The following is a 17530-nucleotide window of genomic DNA, read 5'->3' as shown; positions in this document are numbered from 1 at the left end:
GCGGCGCACCCGGCACCCGGCACCCGGCACCCGGCACCCAGCACCCAGCACCCAGCACCCAGCACCCAGCACCCAGCACCCAGGGATTGTCGGCGCGCCCTTCCTTATTGCTGCAGGTACGCGCCGCGGATCTGCTCGGCCTCCTCCGAGCGGCCCTGGGCCTCCAGCGACTCGGCGAGCATCCAGGCCGTGTTCTGCTCGATCCGGGAGCCGCGCGGGGCCACGCCCAGCACCCCCCGCAGCCGGGCCTCGGCGCCGGCCGGGTCGCCCAGGCGCATGAGGCACTCGGCGTGCAGGAAGTCGGCGTCCAGGGCCTCGCCGAGGGCGCCGATCTGGCGCAGGGCCTCGCCGGCGGCCTCGCAGCGGCCGGCGGCGTCGGCGGGGCGGCCGTCCCCGATGTAGACGCGGGCGGCGTCGCAGCCGAGCATCGCCTTCTGCCAGATCAGCCAGGGCTCGTCGCGGTGGGCGGTGGTCTCGAACTGGCGGACCAGCTCGTCGGCCTCGTCGACGGCGGCGACCGCGGTCGGCAGGTCGCCGGCCCAGCGCAGGGAGAGGGCGCGCATGCGCCGGCAGTGCAGCTCCGACAGCATGTTGCCGCAGGACTTGAAGACGTCGGCGGCGGCCGTGAACCGCTCGGCGGCCTCGGCGTCGCGGTCCATGTCGTAGAGGACCTGCCCCGCCTCCTGCAGCATCCGGCCGCGGGCGTGCGGGTCGTCGTAGCCCTCCAGGCCGGCCGCGAGCCCCTCCAGCAGCCCGAGCGCCTGCTCGGCCTCGCCGAGCTCCCGGTAGATCCTCGACAGCAGGTAGCGCACCCGGTCGGCCTGCTCCTGGGCGCCGGCCCGGTCGAAGACATCGAGGGCGCTCTCCCCCGCCTCGGCCGCGTCCAGCGCCAGCCCGGCCTGCAGGTAGGCGGCGGCGAGGTCGTGGCGCACCAGCGCGGCCGGGATGTCCTCGCCGTGCGAGACGTGGTCGGCCACCGCCTCGACCAGGTCGTCGACGGCCTCGGCGGCGCGGCCCCAGGCCAGCCGGGCCCGGCCCCGCCCGACCAGCGCGTTGAGCCGCAGCATCCGCTCGGCGTCGAGGCCGAGCGCGATGTCGAACGAGGCGACCGACTCGTCGTAGCGCTCGATGTTGCCCAGCGCGTGCCCGCGGATCACCGCCGGGATGGCCGCCGGCGGCGGGTTGCCGAGCGCCGCGTAGAGCTCCAGGGACTCCCCGGCGACGACCTCCGCCTCCTCGTACTCCTCCAGGATCATGAGCACCCGGGCCCGGCGGCCGGCGAGCTCGGCCCGCAGCGCGGGCCCCTGCGGCCCCTCGGCGACGGCCGCGTCGACGGCGGCGAGCGCGTCGGTGGGCCGCTCCAGTCGCAGCAGCGCCCACTCGGCCCGCAGCCGCGCCTCGGCCCGGGTGTCGGCGTCGGCGTCGGGGTGGGCGACGATCCGCTCGGTGAGGGCGGCGAGGGCGGCGAGCATCGCGTCGTCGGCGTCGCGGCACAGGACCGCCCGCGCCTCGGCCTCGAGGGCCTTGAGCTGCGCGCCGAGGGCCTGATAGGCGGCGGCGACCTCCTGGAACAGCGCACCGGCGGCCTGGCCGCCGTCGTCGCGGACCGCGGCCAGGCGGGCCTTGCCCTCCAGCCGCCGCGCCGCCAGGTCGGCCGGCGGGTCGGGCAGCAGCTCGTCGAAGCGCTCGAACGCCGCCGTCGCCGCCTCGATCCGGTGCTCGTCGTAGAGCTCCCAGGCCCGGTCCAGCAGCGCCGCCGGGTCGTCGGGCAGCGCGGGCAGCTCGGCGCGGACGAGGCCGGAGGCGGCGGGCGAGCCGGCGGTGCCGGGCCGGCCGGGGCGCCGCCCGGCCAGGTGCCGGGCCTCGGCGGTCAGCGGCAGGTGGTCGACCAGGGTGGCCGCGGCCAGGGTGGCCTCGGTCCGCCGGGACACCGCGGCGTTGCCGTTGCGCTCGTCGAACTTGGCCGCCAACTCGCGGGCCCGGGTGGCCAGCCGCGCGCCGAGCTCGCCGGCGGTCGTGTCGCCGATGGGCAGCCCGGGCTCGACGCGGCCGAGCAGGAGCGCCGCCGCGGCCGCGAACTGCATCTCGGCCTGCGGGGTGGGGGCCCGGTCCAGCCAGGACAGGTGCCGCTGGACCAGCTCCAGGCCGCGGGTCTCGTTGCCGGTGCGGGCGCAGAACTCGACGTGGTCGGCGATGGACTGCAGGTCGGCGATGTTGCCGCGCAGCCGCCTGTAGGCCTTGCGGTGCGCGTCGACCGCCTCGTCGAGCCGGCCCGTCCGCGCGAACGGCACCAGGAGCGACGTCAGGATCGACTGCGGCTGCTCGATACAGGTCAGCTGCCCGGCGAGCACCGGCCCGGCCATCGCCAGCGCCTCCTCGTCGCGCCCCTGGGTGACGAGGTGGTCGACCTTCGCGCCCGGGTCGCAGCCGGCGCAGTCGGAGTTGCGGTCGCGGGGCGCGGCGCACCACTTCGCATACCAGTCCCCGGCCGACGGGTCGTCGAGGTGCGCGGCCACCACGTAGCGGTAGGCGTAGACGGCGTGCAGGCTGTGCCCGCCGGCCCGGAAGCGCCGCTCCATGTCGTCGAGCACGTCGTGGGTGCGGGCCAGCGGCACGGCCGGGAACTTCAGCAGGCCGTTGACCATGTACTTGAAGTGCCACAGCAGCGTGTGCTCGTCGTCGGCGTCGAAGCGCTCGGGGTGCTTGTCATACTCGGCCCGGCACCAGGAGAACGTCACGAACGAGCGGGCCGGCTCGCCGCCGTGGACGTAGGCGGTGGTGGCGAACATCCGGGAGGCGAGCCGCAGCTGCTCGTGCTCGCCGGCGTCGGCGTGGGCCATGACCTGCTCGACGAGCGCGATCTGGGCCGCGCCGTAGGGCATGTGATACGCCTCCCGCAGCAGCGACCACAGCTCTTCTTCACTCTTCATGACCGACCGCCTTGTTCAGGAGACCGAGGAACGAGCCGTTGAGCAGCGCGGCGTCCGCCGGCCGCAGGGGATGGTGGCCGAGCAGGAGGGCCTGGCCATAGAGCCCCTCGACCGCCAGCCGGACCAGCTGGGGGTCGGGGATCTCGGTGACCCGCCGCACGAGCGGGTTGCGGTAGTTGAGGACCAGCTGGGGGCGGTCCTGCTCGTCGGTGCGGGCGAGCGCGTCGAGCACGTCGGCCCACACGTCGTCGACCCGCTCACGGGTGGCCCGCAGCTCGGCCGCGAACGAGGCGGAGCGGCTGGTGAGGTACATCGCCGGGAGCCCGGCCGGGTCGAAGACGCGCAACACGACCTCGCAGCCGAGGCGGTCGAGGGCCCGCTGGGCCATCTGCAGGAACGGCCGCTTGGCCAGCTCCACGCCCGGGTCGAGCCCCTCGAAGGCGGTGCTGAGGTCGCCGGGCTCGATCCGCTCGATGATGGCGCCCGACTCGACCTGCGGCAGCCGCTCGACGATCTCGGTGTCGTAGATGTAGCCGGCGTTGACCAGCGGGATGCCCTGCGCGGCGGCGACCGCGCCGATCTGGCGGAACTCGTCGACCTGGGCGGTGTAACGGACCAGGCCGTGCTGGGCCCGGAACTCGGCCAGGGTCATCCGCCCGGCGTTGGTCTCCATCGGCCACCAGCGCTCGACCAACCGCAGCATCTCGTCGTCGTGCAGGGCGAGCGCCTTGACCCCGAGGTGGTGGACCTCGAGGAACTCGGCGAGCCGCTGCGGGCTGCGCCCGGCCAGCCGGACCAGCCAGCCGCGCAGCTGGTCGCCGAGGGCCTCCCGGGTCGACTCCAGCAGCGAGTCCTCGTAGAGGGCCTCCCGGCTGGCGGTGGGGCGCAGCTCGCTGGTGTCGATCACGCAGCGGGCGAAGAACGCCCAGGGCGGCAGGACCCCCTCGGCGCCCTCGGCCAGGAGCATGCGCTTGAGGTAGACGCGGTGCCCGGCCCGGGCCGCCGGGCTGGTCGGCGTGGGAAGCACGAACGCGACCCCGGTGAGCCCGGCCTCCGGCACCGCCAGGTCGATGATGTCGAAGGGGACGAACCCGAAGACCTCGCGGCAGTATTCGGCGAGGCGCTCCCGCCGGCCCTCGGCGCCGCCCTGCCAGGGCGGCCCGTCGCCGCTGACCGCCCGGCCGGCGACCTCGACGCGGAACGGCAGCAGCGAGCCGTAGAGGCCGGCGAGCTCGGTGACGGTGTCGCGGCGCAGCCACTCCCCGGCGTCGCGGCGCGGGACGAGGGTGACCGTGGTGCCGACGTCGTCGCGCTGCTGGCCCTCGGTGGTCACCGAGTAGCGGCCGTCGGCGAAGCCGCGCCACAGCACCGCCGGGGCGCCCTCGGCCCGGGTCAGCACCCGGATCTCGTCGGCGACCAGGAAGCAGGACAGCAGGCCGATGCCGAACTGGCCGAGGAAGTCGTGCCGGGCGAAGCCGAAGTCGTCGCGCTTGGAGCTGCGCCCGATGGTGGCCAGGAACTGGTGCACCTGCTCCTCGGTCAGGCCGATGCCGGTGTCGTGCACCCGCAGCGAGCCGTCGCCGGTGACGTCGGGCGGCTCGATGCGGATCGCGGCCCGCGCCCCCTGGTCGTGCGCCCGCCGGGCGGTGATCGCATCGACGGCGTTCTGCAACAGCTCCCGAATGTATACGCGGGGGCTCGCGTAGAGGTGGTGACTGAGGAGATCGACAACGCCGCGGAGGTCAACTTGGAACGTCCGGTCCACGCGGGCAACCTACCGCGTGGGTACGACATTTCCCGCCCCGGTTTCCGCCCGCGGGCGATCCACTATCTTCGGCGAGGTGAATCTTCGCGCCGCGGCCGACAGCCTGACCGGTCTCTCCGTCGGCGACGCGCTCGGCGCGCCGTTCGAGATGCGCCCACGAATGGGTGACGAGGCCGCGTTCGTGCCGCCGCCGACGCCGTGGCGCTGGACCGACGACACCGAGATGGCCTGCGCGCTGCTGCAGGTGGCGCAGCGCAGCGGCCGGGTCGACCAGGACGAGCTGGCGCGGGCGTTCGCGCTGCACTGCAGCGACGACCGCGGCTACGGCCGGGGCGCGAGGACCCTGCTCGCCAGCGTGCGCGAGGGGGTGCCGTGGCGGGCCGCGGCCGGCGCGCTGTTCGCCGGGCGGGGCTCGGCCGGCAACGGAGCGGCGATGCGGGTGGCCCCGCTGGGCGCGCTGTTCGGCGCCGACCCGGACGCCGCGGCCCGGGAGGCGGTGCTGTCGGCCGAGGTGACCCACCGGCATCCGGAGGGGGTGGCGGGGGCCGTGGCCGTGGCGCTGGCGGCCGCGTTCGCCGCTTCCCGCGGTACCGCTGCCGGGTCTGGCTTGTTGCGAAGCGTCCTGAACCAGCTGCCGCCGTCGGATGTGCGCGACGGCATCGCCCGGGCCGCCCGCACGGACCCCGGCACCGACCCCGGGGAGGCCGGCGCCGAGCTCGGCAACGGCTCGCACGCGCTGGCCCAGGACACGGTGCCCTTCGCGCTGTGGGTGGCGGCGGCCCACTTCGAGGACTACCCGGCGGCGATCGAGGCGTGCGTGCGGGCCGGCGGCGACGTCGACTCGATGTGCGCGATCGTCGGGGGGATCGTCGCGGTCAACGTCGGGGAGGCCGGCATTCCGCGCGATTGGATCGACGCCCGCGAACCGCTGCCGGAATGGTTCCACAAGCCGTAATCACGGTACGTGAGCATTGGGGGTTCGCGCAGGCGAATGCTATATATTGACCATCATGACGATTTTGTGACGGGTGATATTGGGCATGAGCTGCAGGGGGGCATGATCAGACCACACTCGTCATCCGAGGCGAATGAAGGATTTTCGGCGTCGGCAGGGGTAACAATGTGCTCATGTCACACCCTGCCGCGACCTATCGACTCGGTATCGTGTCGACCTATCTGCCGCGCCAATGCGGTCTCGCGACGTACACCGCGGACCTGCGCGAGGCACTGGGTGTCGCCACCGACGATCTGGAAACAGTCGTCGTGGCCATCGACCGTGACGGGCTCTCCTACGGCGACGAGGTCGTCGCCACCATCAACCAGGACCGCATCGAGGACTACTCCGCGGCGGCCCGCGTCCTGCGCGAGGCCGGCGTCCAGGTCGTGCTGATCCAGCACGAGTACGGGATCTTCGGCGGGCCGGACGGCTCGCACCTGCTCGAGCTCACCCGCGCGCTCAACGCGTGCGGCATCCCGTACCTGCTGACGCTGCACACCGTGCTGCCGAAGCCCTCGCCGGGCCAGGCGGCGACGCTGCGCGCGCTGTGCGCCCGGGCGGCCCGGGTGACGGTGTTCACCGAGACCGCCCGCCGCGTCGCGATCCGCACCGGCGTCGCCGCCGGCCATCAGCTCGTCGTCGTGCCGCACGGCGCGCCCGAGGCGATGCGCCGCCCGCCGGAGCCGGCGACGCTGCGGCCGGAGCTGCGCGAGCTGCTCGACAAGGTGCGGGGCAAGCCGACGCTGACCACGTTCGGCCTGCTCGGCAAGGGCAAGGGCATCGACATCGCGATCGACGCGCTCGCCGAGGTGGTACAGAAGCACCCCGACGTCCAGTACATCGTGGCGGGCACGACGCACCCGGAGATCAAGCGGCAGGAGGGTGAGGTCTACCGCGAGAGCCTGCAGGCGCAGGTCCGCTCGCTCGGCCTGGCCGGCAGCGTGCACTTCGTCGACGCGTTCCTGGCGCTGGACGAGCTGTCGGCGATCCTGCACGCCAGCACGTTGTTCGTGACGCCGTACCGTCAACCGGAGCAGATCTGCTCGGGTGCCCTTACCTTCGCGCTTGGCGCCGGGCTGCCCGCGGTGTCGACCTCCTACAGCTACGCCGAGGACATGCTGGCCGGCGGGGCCGGGCGGGTGGTGCCGATCGGCGACGGCGGAGCGCTCGCGGCCGAGATCATCGACCTGCTCACCGACACCCGGGCGCTGGCCGCGGCCAAGGCCGTCGCCGAGTCGTGCGCGTCCTGGCTGCCCTGGCCGGCCGTGGCCGCCCGGGAGGCCGACCTGTTCGCCGACGTGGTGCGCCAGGCCCAGGCCGCCTCGGCCGGCCCCGGCCACGCGACGGCGGCCGCGCCGGTGCTCAACCTCGATCACCTGGACCGGATGACCGACGAGATCGGCGTCATCCAGTTCTCCCGCGGGCCGAACCCGGACCCCTCGTCGGGGTACTGCGTCGACGACGTGGCCCGGCTGGCCATCGTCGCCGCCGACCTGCTCGCCGTCGGTACCGACGCCAAGCAGACGGCGCTGGCCACCCGCTGGCTGCGGCAGTCGATGCGTTTCCTGACCGCCGCCTACGACCCGTCCGGGTCGATGCACAACGTGCTCAGCTACGGCGGCACCTGGCAGGACTGGCCGCACTCGGGCGACCACGTGGGGCGCACGGTGTGGGCGCTGGGCGTGCTGGTGGGCACCCCGGCGGTGCCCGACGACATCCGGCGCCCGGCCGCGGCCCTGCTCGACGAGCTCGGCCCGCGCACCGACGCGCTGCCCGCCATCGGCCTGCGCTCCTGCGCCTACGCGCTCATCGGCATGGCCCGGGCCGGGCGGGTCGAGCAGGCCGCGCCGCTGCTGGCCCGGCTCGACGAGGCGCTGGTGGAGACGTCGGCGGCCGACCCGGCCTGGCGCTGGTTCGAGCCGGAGCTCACCTACGACAACGCCCGCCTGCCCCAGGCCATGCTGCTCGGGGCGGCGCTGCTGCAGGACGACGCCGCGCTCACCCGGGCGGTGGGCGCCCTGGACTGGTACGTCCAGCACGTGGGCCTCGCCGACGGCACCCTGCGCTGCGTGGGCAACCACTGGCACCACCGTGGCGAGTCGCCGGCGCTCTGGCTCGCCGACGACGGCGACGAGCAGCCGATCGACGCCGCCGCGGTCACCGAGGCGCTGGTCGACGCGTGGCAGCACACCGCCGACCCGCACCTGGCCCGGATGGCCGGCTGGGGCTACGCGTGGTTCCTGGGGCGCAACCGGGCCGGCGCCCGGCTCTACGTGGACGCCACCGGCGCCTGCCACGACGGTTTGTCTGCTACTGAGCCAAATGGGAACCAAGGCGCCGAGTCCGCGCTAGCCTATTACCAAGCGCTCCTCAGCCTGCTTAGGGCCGGTTTGGCCGCGTTGCCGCACCCCGTGGCGGCCACGACCCCGGTCCCGACCTCCCTGCCGGTGACCACGCTCTCCAAGCCCACGAACAAGGGTCGCGTGGTCGGCCGGGCGTCGGCGGGGTTCAGCGCGACCGCCACACCGCCCCGCCTGCGCACCACGGAGGACCATTCCGATGCACTTTGACGCGGAGCTCTTCCACCGAGACCCAGCCAATCCCCTGCTCACGGCGGGGGACTGGCCGTACCCGATCAACAGCGTCTTCAACCCGGGCGCCTGCCTGCACAACGGCGACACGGTCCTGCTCTGCCGGATCGAGGATCGCCGGGGCATCTCCCACCTGACCGTGGCCCGGAGCAAGGACGGCCGGACCAACTGGGTCGTCGAGGGCAAGCCGCTCATCGCCGACGACCCGACCGATGCGCACAGCTGCTGGGGCGTGGAGGACCCGCGGGTCACCTACGTCGAGGAGCTGGGCGCCTACGTGATCGCCTACACGGCGTACGGGCCGAGCGGCCCCTGCGTCGCGCTCGCACGGACCGAGGACTTCCTGTCGGTGGAGCCCCTCGGCGTCGTGATGCCGCCCGAGGACAAGAACGCGTCGCTGCTGCCGCGCATGATCAACGGGCAGTACGTGCTCTTCCACCGGCCGGTGTCGGTGCTGTCCGCCCGCGCCGACGTGTGGCTGTCGAAGTCGACGGACCTGCGCTCGTGGACGACGCCCGAGCCGGTGATGCAGTCGCGCTCCGGTCCGTGGTGGGACGCCACCCGGATCGGGATGGGGCCGCCGCCGATCGAGACGCCGCACGGCTGGCTCGCCGTGTACCACGGCGTCAAGGCGATGGTGGCCACCTCCATCTACCGGGTCGGCCTGGTGATGCTCGACCTCGACGACCCCACGAAGGTCATCCGGCGCACGCCGAGCTGGGTGCTGGGGCCGGAGGCCGACTACGAGCGCGTCGGCGACGTGCCCAACGTGGTGTTCCCGGCGGGCCTCATCCACGATGAGGCCCGCGACGAGCTGCGCATGTACTACGGCGCGGCGGACCTCACCGTAGCGATGGCGAGCGCCAAGTACTCCGAGGTCGTGGACTACCTGGTCTCGCTCCCACCCGAGGACGAGTAGGACGGATGAACGGGGGCCTCGCTACCTCGGCGAGGTCCCCTTCACCACCGGCACGCGGACCAGGTTGCCCCACTCCGTCCACGAGCCGTCGTAGTTGCGCACCTGCCGGTAGCCCAGCAGGTGGGTCAGCACGAACCAGGTGTGCGACGAGCGTTCGCCGATGCGGCAGTACGCCACGATGTCGTCGTCCGGCGCCAGCCCCAGCTCGTCGGCGTAGATCGCGCGCAGCTCGTCGACCGGCTTGAACGTGCCGTCGTCGCGGGCGGCCTGCTTCCACGGCTTGCTCACGGCGCCCGGGATGTGGCCGCCGCGCAGCGCGCCCTCCTGCGGATAGTCGGGCATGTGCAGCAGCTCGCCGGAGTACTCACCGGGCGAGCGCACGTCGACCAGCGGCCGGTCCGCGGCGATGTGGGCGAGCACCTCCTCGCGGAACGCCCGGATGGGCGCGTCGTCGCGGGTGACGACCGGGTACTTCGTCGCCTCCCGCACCGGCACGTCCTTCGTCATGGGCCGCCCCTCGGCGGCCCACTTGGCCCGGCCGCCGTCGAGGATGCGCAGGTCGCGGTGGCCGAACAGGGTGAACACCCACAGCGCGTAGGTGGCCCACCAGTTGAAGTTGTCGCCGTAGAAGACGACCGTGTCGTCGGGGCCGATGCCCTTCGCCGAGCACAGCGCGGCGAAGCCCTCGGCGTCGAGGTAGTCGCGGGTGACCTGGTCGTTGAGCTCGGTGTGCCAGTCGACCTTGACCGCACCAGGGATGTGGCCCGTGCCGTAGAGCAGGACGTCCTCGTCGGACTCGACCACGACCAGCCCTGGCTCGCCGAGGTGCTCGGCCAGCCAGCCGGTGGTGACGAGCCGCTCCGGGTTTGCGTAGGCGCCCAGATCGGGCGCCGGATCGGAACTCACAGCCATACTTCGAGCCTAGGTCCTGTCCTGTCGCTCATGTCGAGCCGAGACGAGGTCCAGATTTCGCCTGCGTGTGCCCCGCGAAAGGCGGGCTACCGGTGTTGTAACCGGCCTTTCGCGGGGTGCGCGCAGCGCCTGGGCTGGGCCGGCCAGGCGCAGCGCGCCGGGCCAGCCTGGGCGTCGCGGAATCTGGGCCCGTCGCAGGCCGGTATGAGCGACAGGGCAGGGCCTGGGCGGCTAGTCGGTGAGGGGGGCGAGCTCCGGGCGCTTGGCGGTGACCATGTCGCCGGACGAGCGGCCGGTCAGCCGACGTTTCACCCACGGCGCCAGGTGCTGGGTCGCCCACCTGGCGTCGGCCGCCTTGCGCGACATCCAGGACAGCTCCTCCGGCGGGGCCGGGGCGGCCAGCCAGTCCGGGTCGCAGGTCACGCCGAGCGCGCTCAGCACCTGGCCGGCGACACGGCGGTGGCCGGCCGCGGACAGGTGCAGGCGATCGGGGGCCCACAGCCGCGGGTTGGCGAACTCCGGGTCGTCCCACAGGCTCACCACGTGGGCGCCGTGCTTCGCGCCGACCGCCGCGATGGCGCCGTTGAACTGCTCGACCCGGGTACGCAGCATCTTGCCGCCCGGCATCCGGCCGGTCATGTCGACCCAGCAGAAGAGCACGACGTCGGCGCCGGTGGCGCGCAGCTTCCCGATCGTGCGGTCGAAGCGGTCGGCCACCACCTGCGGCTCGAAGGAGCGGCGCAGGGCGTCGTTGCCGCCGCCGGCGAAGCTGACCAGGTCCGGCTTCATCGCGACGGCCAGGGGCACCTGCTCGGCGACGATGTTGTCGAAGAGGCGGCCGCGCACGGCCAGGTTGGCGTAGCGGAAGTCCGGCTCGCCGCAGGCCAGCGCGCCGGCCACCAGGTCGGCCCAGCCGCGGTAGCCGCGCCCGTCCGGGCGGCGGTCGTCGAGGCCCTCGGTGAAGCTGTCGCCCACGGCCACAAAGCTTCCCCAGCGTTCCACGTCAGTGCTCCCCCCGGTCGTTCCATCCCCCGTTCGGCATCCTCGCAGCCGACTCAGGGCCGTGAAAGCGACTTTGGCTCAGACCACACCGCCGGCCCCCTAGTGACGAATCTCACCCGGCAAAGCCTGGCTAAAGTCGATGCATGATCTTCGTGCCGTACCACCTGGACGAACGCCTGTACGGGCTCGAGGCCGACCTGCTGGCTCCGCCCGGCGACGAGGTCACCGCCGACCTGCCCGAGGGCGACATCTGGGCCCGGCTGGCCGTCCTCTACGACCGGGTCGCGGATCGGGTGGCCGCGCGGGTGGCGGCGGGCGATCGGCCCGTGGTCGTGTCCGGCGACTGCACCGTGTCGCTCGGCACTGTGGCCGGCCTGCAGCGGGCCGGCGTGAACCCGTCGGTGGTGTGGTTCGACGCGCACGGCGATGTGCAGTCGCCGGAGACGACGACGTCGGGGTACATCGGCGGCATGCCCTTGCGCCTGCTGGTCGGGCACCGCCCCGATCTCATCGCCGACCGGCTCGGGCTGCGGCCGGTGCCGGAGGAGCGCGCGGTGCTGGTGGACGCGCGGGATCTCGACCCGGCCGAGGTCGAATACCTTGCCGGGGCGAGGCTCATGCGGTACGACATCGAAGCTCTGGAAATCCCCGAAGGCCCACTGCTGGTGCACGTGGACCTCGACGTCGTGGATCCTCGCGAGGTGCCGGGGGTACTGTTCCCGGTCAACGGCGGGCCCACCGGCCCGGCGGTCGTGGCGGCGGTCGACCGGCTGATCGCCACCGGCCGGGTCGTGGCGATGGACGTCGCGTGCACATGGCGCCCAGACGGCGGCAACGCACAGCGGCGCGGTTTGATCACCGCCCTTACTAAGGGGCTCTAAAGGAAACCCTCAGGGTTTCCGACTCTGCGTGATCAATGAATTGCGCAGTGTACCGAACCCCTGGCATAGCGCGTACCAAATGGCCGAACGCGGGACCCACGAATCGCTTAACTAGGGAATATTGGTACCCGTGAGAGGACGGCATCGGGCGACAGACCTGCGTAGCAACGGGTTCGTCGCCCTCGCGGCCGGCATGATCCTTCCCCTCCTCGCCATCGGTGGCGTCTACGGCGGATATCAGGTCATGTCGACTTCCGGCTGCTCGGGGACGGTGCGCCTCGCCGTCGCCGCCAGCCCGGAGATCGCGCCGGTGATCAAGGACGCCGCGGCCCGGTGGATCAAAACCGAGCCGCGGGTCGACAACGAGTGCGTCGCGGTCGACGTGACCGCAGTCGGATCGGCGGAGGTCGCGGCCGCCGTGGCCGGCGAGGGCGGCGCCACGGTGCCCGGGCTCGGCCAGGCCGACGGCAAGACACAGGTGCCCCAGATCTGGATTCCCGACTCGTCCATGTGGCTGCAGCGGATGCGGGCCGCCCGCGAGGACCTGGTCCCGCTGGCCGCGCCGTCACTGGCCCGCAGCCCGATCGTGCTGGCCGTGCCGGAGCCGACGGCGAAGGCGCTTGGCTGGATCGAGACCAAGGTGACCTGGAAGCAGGTCCTGGAGCAGATCGTCGGCGACACCCGGATCCAGCCGGGCATCGTCGACCCCAACCGCGACTCGGTCGGCGTGTCGACGCTCGTGGCCATGGCCTCGGTGCGCGACCAGTTCGGGCCCAGCGGCGACTCGCTGACCGTCGGCGCCGTGAAGTCGCTGATGGCGGGCAAGTCGGAGCAGCAGACCGGCCTCGTCGGGCGGTTCCCCCGCGACGCCGACCCGAAGACGCTCTCCACCGCGGTGACCCTGGCGCCGCTGTCGGAGCAGGCGCTGCACACCTACAACGCGGCCGGCCCGGCGGTGCCGCTCATCGCCGTGTACCCCGACCCCGCCCCCATCGCGCTGGACTTCCCCTTCGCGGCCATGCCTCGGCTCTCGCCCAACCGGGCCGCGGCCGCCGAGCAGTTCCGCGCGGTGCTCTCCGGTGCGCCGTTCCGCGACGTGCTGGCCCAGCACCAGCTGCGGGCCAACGACGGCTCGGTCGGCACGGGGATGACGCTGAGCCCCAGCGCCCCGGTCGGCGGCCAGGTCACACCGGTGCCGGATGCCGCGGTGATCTCCAAGGCCCTGCAGATGTGGGTCGAGATCACGCAGCCGTCGCGGATGCTCGCCGTCATCGACGTGTCCGCGACGATGAAGACGCCGGTGCCGAGCGCCGGCGGGCTCACCAAGGAGCAGGTCGCAGTCCAGGCCGCGCAGGGCGGCCTGGACCTGTTCCCGGACTCGTGGGCCGTCGGGCTGTGGGCCTTCTCCACCGGCATGCCGGGCGGCCTCGACTACCAGCAGCTCGTCCCGATCGGCCCGCTGACCTCGCAGCGCGACCAGCTGCGCGGCGCGATCGGCGGGCTCAAGCCCAATCCCAAGGGCGGCAGCGGGCTCTACGATACGATCCTCGCGGCGTACCAGACGGTCCAGCAGGGCTGGGACCCCGGCCGCGGCAACTCGGTGGTAGTGGTCACCGGCGGGCGGAACAATGACCCGGTCGGGCTGTCGCTCGACGAGCTGGTCGCCGCCCTGAAGAAGGCCGAGAACAAGGACCAACCGGTGCAGATCATCATCATCGGCGTCGGCTCCGAGGTGAACCAGGCGGAGATGCAGAAGGTCGTCGACGCCACGGGCGGCGCGGTCTTCGTCGCGCCCGACCCCTCGAAGATCGGCGAGATCTTCACGAAGGCGCTCGCGCTGGACGACGGGCGCTGACGTTGCGCCTCGATCTCTCTCCCGCGCTGTCGAAGCCCGAACTGCTCGCCGCGCCGGTCGTCGAAGCCCTGTCGAAGCTGCCCGACGCCGACGCGATCCAGGTCGCGCCCATCGATCCCGACCTCGCCGACACCGCCGCGTTCTGCGAGGCGTACGACGTGACGCTCGAACAGTCCGCGAACTGCGTGATTGTCGTGGGCAAGCCGGCCGGGGTCTACGCCGCCTGCGTCGTGCTGGCCACCACCCGGGCCGACGTGAACGGCGCCGTCCGGCGGCTCCTCGGCACCCGCAAGGCCAGCTTCGCGCCGATGGACGACGCCGTCGGGATCTCCGGGATGCAGTACGGCGGAATCACCCCCATCGGGCTGCCGTCCGACTGGCCGGTGTACGTCGACTCGCGCGTCCTCGCCGTGTCCTCCGCGGTCATCGGCAGCGGCATCCGGGGCAGCAAGATCGTGCTGCCCGGCACGCTGATCGCGTCACTGCCCGGCGCCACCGTGATCGAGAACCTGGCGCTTGAGTCGCTGTAGGATCGCCGTCCCGCCCCTCACCCGGAGCGGGCTGATCGCCTGCGCGAGACCCATGCGCTGGTAAAGGTCGGCCGGCACGCCCAGGACCTGCTCGGGCGTCGCGCCCTCGAGCCCCTCGGCCAGGATGCCGGCGAACGCGCGTGTCGTCGGGGCCTCCGGCGGGCAGTCGAAGAACAGCTCCACCGTGCCCTGCGGGGTCACGTCGGCCTTCAGGAAGAACGGCGTCTGGCACTCGGGCACTTGCTCCATGCCGGCATGCCCCTCGAGCTCCGGCGGGAGCGGCCGCACCGCCTCCGAGTACTCGAGCAGCATTTCCAGCACCACATCCCGCGGTGCCGACGCGAACTCGTCGACGATCACCGCGAGCTTCTCTGGCATCTCCACAGTGTTAACGTACCGCCGTGGCGTACCTCGTTGCGGATGTCGTGAGCGCAGGGACGCTGACCGGATCGCCCCAGCCCACCCTGGCCGCCGACGGACTGACGCTGCGCCCGTGGCGATCCGCGGATCTTCCGGCGGTCGTCGCCGCTTACGCCGATCCCGCCATCCAGCAGTGGCACTGCCGGACCATGGACGAGTCGGAGGCGGCGGACTGGCTGGCGGCGTGGCCCGGCCGCTGGCGGACCGAGTCCGGCGCCGGTTGGGCCGTGACCTCTCCCGACGATGAGGTCGTGGGCCAGATCGGCCTGCGCACGATCTCCCTCCCGGCCGGATTCGCCGAGATTTCGTACTGGGTGCTGCCCGCATGTCGCGGCCGGCGCATCGCCGCGCGGGCGCTGTCGGCGCTGACCACGTGGGCGCTGGGATCGCTGGGCCTGCACCGGCTCGAACTGCGGCACTCGATGGTCAACACGGCCTCGTGCCGGGTCGCCACGCGGGCGGGATATGCCGCCGAAGGGGTACAGCGAAGCGCGCTGCTGCACCCCGACGGCTGGCACGACATGCATCTGCACGCCGTGGTCAGTTGTTAGGTTCGGCCTTGCTGATCCCGCCCAGCACCGAGTCGGGGTCGATCTCCTCGGCCAGGTCGCCGATCGAGACGATGCCGACCAGGCCGTTGCTGTCGTCGCAGACCAGGACCCGCCGGACTGCCTGATCGCGCATGAGCAGCGCGGCGGAGTGGATGGAGTCCTCGGGACGTACGGTCACGAGGTTCTTGCTGAGGATCTCGCCGATCGTCGTGGCCGCAGGGTCGCACCGCTCGGCCACTGCCCGCACGACGATGTCACGGTCGGTGACCAGCCCGGAGAGCTCGGGCCCGTCGGCCACCACCACGTCGCCGATGTCCTGCTCGCGCATCGTCCTCGCGGCCTCGGCCAGGGTGGTCTCGCTGGGCAGGTACACCACGTTCGTGGTCATCACGTCCCGGACTGTCTGCATCGCCATTGACTTGACCTCCCGCCATTCGATGCGCATCTGTTACCCACCGTGCCGATCGCTTAACGATCATGCAGCGGGCGCGACCACGGCTACGCTCTTCGGTCATGGCGGCCTTCGACCCCGACTCGAACCTCAACGGTGACGTCGCGTACCGCCTGCTCGCCAACACTGCGGTGACCCTGTTCTGGCGCCGGCGCCTGCTGGCCGAGACCACGGTCTGGCTCACCGAGCACGGTTACCAGGTCATCACCCTGGACGCGGCCGACTGGTCGACCGAAGGGGACATGCACCGGGCCGTCGCCGCCGCGCTCGGCTTTCCCGACTACTACGGTCACAACCTCGACGCACTCAACGACTGCATGCGCGACGTCGTCGGCCAGCAGTACGGCTGGACGCCGGCCACCACCGGCCTCGCCGTCGTCTTCACCGCCTATGACACGTTCGCCACACGTTGCCCTCGCGCGGCTCAGATCGTCCTCGACATCCTTGCCGAGCACTCGCGCAGCGCCGCCCTCATCGGCCGGCGACTCATGTGCCTGGTACAGAGCAACGACCCGAACATCACCTTCGAACCGGTCGGCGCGACGCCCGTGAACTGGAACGACGCCGAGTGGCTCAATGCCAACCGCCGCGCCGTCTGATCCCTCGGCGGGCGATGAGCGTGGTCATTGGCGCTATTGACGAGGATCCGCATGCGGTGACGCGAACTCAGCGGGAAACAGCAACGGCTCAAGCCTCAGGACATCGAGCGCTGCGTGAGCGGACAGTCCAACCAGGCACTGCGGCTGTTCGACGTCATCCGGCGCGGTGGCGGGCGCCGGTATGGCGAAAGCCGGCGCGGGTTTGCGGCCGGCGAAGGTGATCGGGGTGGAGAAGGGCGACCCGGACACGGTCGTCGCCGAGCAGGTCCGGGCCCACATCGCCGAGTTTCCGCCGGCAGAGCTCGAACTGCTCGACATCACGCCCGGGAGAGCCACGGCATCGGACGGTGCGTTCGGCAGCACTGCGTTATCGGGGCGGCGCTGGTCGACGCCGCGGCCCATCACCGCAGGTCGGGTGCCTTGAAAAGTGGAGACGAGGGGACTCGAACCCCTAACGCGCAGGCCCGTCGGGAGATCTCCCGAATCGGACGGATCATGCCTCTGAACTGGGCGAGCATTGCCATCGGTTGTGATCGTTTGACAGCGCTCGCCAACCTCAGACTTACCGGATTCTTACCGGCTGATCTTGGCATACGTCGCCCGACAGTCGACCCTGGTGTTCGACAGCACTCGATCCGGGGAGCCGGAAGGGCCGTGGCCGCATCACAATCAAGGCAGCCACGGCCCTCATACAGCTACCGCCTACTTGCGGTCGCGGGGCGGGTTCGGGTCATTGCCCGGAGGCACCGTGTCCGAGTCCCGGATGTTGCCATCCCGACCATGGATCACGATCTCTCCGCCATTCCGGTTGCCCAAAATCTCGCGCGCTCGGTCGATCGCGGCGGCCTGCGTGTCCGCATGGCCGCTGCGCCGCTGCGCATCAGGAGCCACGATGTCCCACCCACCGTTCGGGTTACGGACGACGTGCCGTTCATCTCGCGCCATGCCAATCACCTCCACTCCGAGCTGGACACTGTTCGGTCCTCATGTGGTGGAGGCACCTGCCCGGCAGTCCCGGGTCGGTGTAGGGTCGCCGTCTGCGTGGCCAACGCTGGAGACCCCGGCCGAAGTGTCGACCCTAGGTCCATCTTCGACCGGGGTCTCTCCTTGCTCAGTGCTTAGAGTAA

16 protein-coding genes are annotated in these 17530 nt (G+C 72.1%); 9 read left to right on the top strand and 7 right to left on the bottom strand.

The window, feature by feature from the left end:
- Positions 1-104: 104 nt before the first annotated feature.
- Entirely contained in the window at positions 105-2930 is a 2826-nt protein-coding gene (locus ABD352_RS34340) for a hypothetical protein (protein ID WP_344616693.1), read from the bottom strand.
- Positions 2920-4695, bottom strand: a complete 1776-nt coding sequence (locus ABD352_RS34335) for an HSP90 family protein (RefSeq protein ID WP_344616692.1) — start codon at positions 4693-4695, stop codon at positions 2920-2922. The genes ABD352_RS34340 and ABD352_RS34335 overlap by 11 nt, the downstream gene beginning before the upstream one ends.
- A gap of 76 nt (positions 4696-4771) precedes the next feature.
- On the opposite strand from ABD352_RS34335, the gene ABD352_RS34330 reads away from it, so the two are divergent.
- The 3 genes from ABD352_RS34330 to ABD352_RS34320 all read left to right on the top strand — a co-directional run bounded on the left by ABD352_RS34330 (position 4772) and on the right by ABD352_RS34320 (position 9202).
- Positions 4772-5650: an ADP-ribosylglycohydrolase family protein gene (locus ABD352_RS34330; protein ID WP_344616691.1), complete on the top strand. Its 879-nt coding sequence runs from the start codon at positions 4772-4774 to the stop codon at positions 5648-5650.
- Between the two features lie 209 nt (positions 5651-5859).
- Positions 5860-8262 carry a glycosyltransferase gene (locus ABD352_RS34325; RefSeq protein ID WP_344616690.1) on the top strand — a complete coding sequence of 801 codons (2403 nt, stop codon included), beginning with the start codon at positions 5860-5862 and terminating at the stop codon, positions 8260-8262.
- On the top strand, positions 8252-9202 hold the full coding sequence (locus tag ABD352_RS34320) for a glycoside hydrolase family 130 protein (RefSeq protein WP_344616689.1): 951 nt from the start codon (positions 8252-8254) through the stop codon (positions 9200-9202). The genes ABD352_RS34325 and ABD352_RS34320 overlap by 11 nt, the downstream gene beginning before the upstream one ends.
- 21 nt (positions 9203-9223) lie before the next feature.
- Here the strand turns inward: ABD352_RS34320 and ABD352_RS34315 are convergent, their stop codons facing one another.
- Complete coding sequence (locus tag ABD352_RS34315) at positions 9224-10114, bottom strand: sulfurtransferase (RefSeq protein ID WP_344616688.1); 891 nt, start codon at positions 10112-10114, stop codon at positions 9224-9226.
- Between the two features lie 231 nt (positions 10115-10345).
- The gene (locus ABD352_RS34310) at positions 10346-11116 is read right to left on the bottom strand and encodes an SGNH/GDSL hydrolase family protein (protein ID WP_344616687.1); all 771 of its coding nucleotides are present in this window, start codon (positions 11114-11116) and stop codon (positions 10346-10348) included.
- 143 nt (positions 11117-11259) lie between these two features.
- On the opposite strand from ABD352_RS34310, the gene ABD352_RS34305 reads away from it, so the two are divergent.
- From ABD352_RS34305 to ABD352_RS34295, 3 genes are all read left to right on the top strand, one after another.
- Entirely contained in the window at positions 11260-11997 is a 738-nt protein-coding gene (locus ABD352_RS34305) for an arginase family protein (protein WP_344616686.1), read from the top strand.
- A gap of 130 nt (positions 11998-12127) precedes the next feature.
- Complete coding sequence (locus ABD352_RS34300; protein ID WP_344616685.1) at positions 12128-13852, top strand: VWA domain-containing protein; 1725 nt, start codon at positions 12128-12130, stop codon at positions 13850-13852.
- 2 nt (positions 13853-13854) lie between these two features.
- Positions 13855-14382, top strand: coding sequence for a YbaK/EbsC family protein (locus ABD352_RS34295; protein ID WP_425553761.1), 528 nt, complete (start codon positions 13855-13857; stop codon positions 14380-14382).
- Here the strand turns inward: ABD352_RS34295 and ABD352_RS34290 are convergent.
- Positions 14332-14760: a SufE family protein gene (locus tag ABD352_RS34290; protein ID WP_344616801.1), complete on the bottom strand. Its 429-nt coding sequence runs from the start codon at positions 14758-14760 to the stop codon at positions 14332-14334. The genes ABD352_RS34295 and ABD352_RS34290 overlap by 51 nt on opposite strands.
- A gap of 23 nt (positions 14761-14783) precedes the next feature.
- On the opposite strand from ABD352_RS34290, the gene ABD352_RS34285 reads away from it, so the two are divergent.
- Positions 14784-15353, top strand: coding sequence for a GNAT family N-acetyltransferase (locus tag ABD352_RS34285; protein ID WP_344616684.1), 570 nt, complete (start codon positions 14784-14786; stop codon positions 15351-15353).
- Here the strand turns inward: ABD352_RS34285 and ABD352_RS34280 are convergent.
- A complete protein-coding gene (locus ABD352_RS34280) occupies positions 15343-15768 on the bottom strand; it encodes a CBS domain-containing protein (protein ID WP_344616683.1) in 426 nt (141 codons plus the stop codon). The two genes, ABD352_RS34285 and ABD352_RS34280, sit on opposite strands and share 11 nt — an antisense overlap.
- Before the next feature lie 98 nt (positions 15769-15866).
- Here ABD352_RS34280 and ABD352_RS34275 point away from each other — a divergent pair, with 98 nt between their 5' ends.
- Both ABD352_RS34275 and ABD352_RS34270 read left to right on the top strand, forming a co-directional pair.
- Positions 15867-16403, top strand: a complete 537-nt coding sequence (locus ABD352_RS34275; protein ID WP_344616682.1) for a barstar family protein — start codon at positions 15867-15869, stop codon at positions 16401-16403.
- A 226-nt stretch (positions 16404-16629) separates the two neighbouring features.
- A complete protein-coding gene (locus ABD352_RS34270) occupies positions 16630-16827 on the top strand; it encodes a hypothetical protein (RefSeq protein WP_344616681.1) in 198 nt (65 codons plus the stop codon).
- Between the two features lie 278 nt (positions 16828-17105).
- Here ABD352_RS34270 and ABD352_RS34265 read toward each other — a convergent pair whose 3' ends face one another.
- Positions 17106-17348 (bottom strand): DUF2188 domain-containing protein, encoded by a 243-nt coding sequence (locus ABD352_RS34265; RefSeq protein WP_344616680.1) that lies wholly within the window; start codon positions 17346-17348, stop codon positions 17106-17108.
- Positions 17349-17530 lie beyond the last annotated feature (182 nt).

The organism is Dactylosporangium salmoneum (assembly GCF_039532525.1).
In the GTDB taxonomy this organism is placed as follows: domain Bacteria; phylum Actinomycetota; class Actinomycetes; order Mycobacteriales; family Micromonosporaceae; genus Dactylosporangium; species Dactylosporangium salmoneum.
The sequence above is the reverse complement of the archived record's forward strand: the minus strand, read 5'-3'. Positions and strand labels throughout refer to the sequence as shown.

Bases quoted from the DNA above. Each gene is read 5' to 3' on its own strand.
- ABD352_RS34320 (WP_344616689.1), top strand. From the start codon at position 8,252: ATGCACTTTGACGCGGAGCTCTTCCACCGAGACCCAGCCAATCCCCTG.
- ABD352_RS34305 (WP_344616686.1), top strand. From the start codon at position 11,260: ATGATCTTCGTGCCGTACCACCTGGACGAACGCCTGTACGGGCTCGAG.
- ABD352_RS34340 (WP_344616693.1), bottom strand. From the start codon at position 2,930: ATGAAGAGTGAAGAAGAGCTGTGGTCGCTGCTGCGGGAGGCGTATCAC.
- ABD352_RS34280 (WP_344616683.1), bottom strand. From the start codon at position 15,768: ATGGCGATGCAGACAGTCCGGGACGTGATGACCACGAACGTGGTGTAC.
- ABD352_RS34265 (WP_344616680.1), bottom strand. From the start codon at position 17,348: ATGGCGCGAGATGAACGGCACGTCGTCCGTAACCCGAACGGTGGGTGG.
- ABD352_RS34290 (WP_344616801.1), bottom strand. From the start codon at position 14,760: ATGCCAGAGAAGCTCGCGGTGATCGTCGACGAGTTCGCGTCGGCACCG.
- ABD352_RS34315 (WP_344616688.1), bottom strand. From the start codon at position 10,114: ATGGCTGTGAGTTCCGATCCGGCGCCCGATCTGGGCGCCTACGCAAAC.
- ABD352_RS34275 (WP_344616682.1), top strand. From the start codon at position 15,867: ATGGCGGCCTTCGACCCCGACTCGAACCTCAACGGTGACGTCGCGTAC.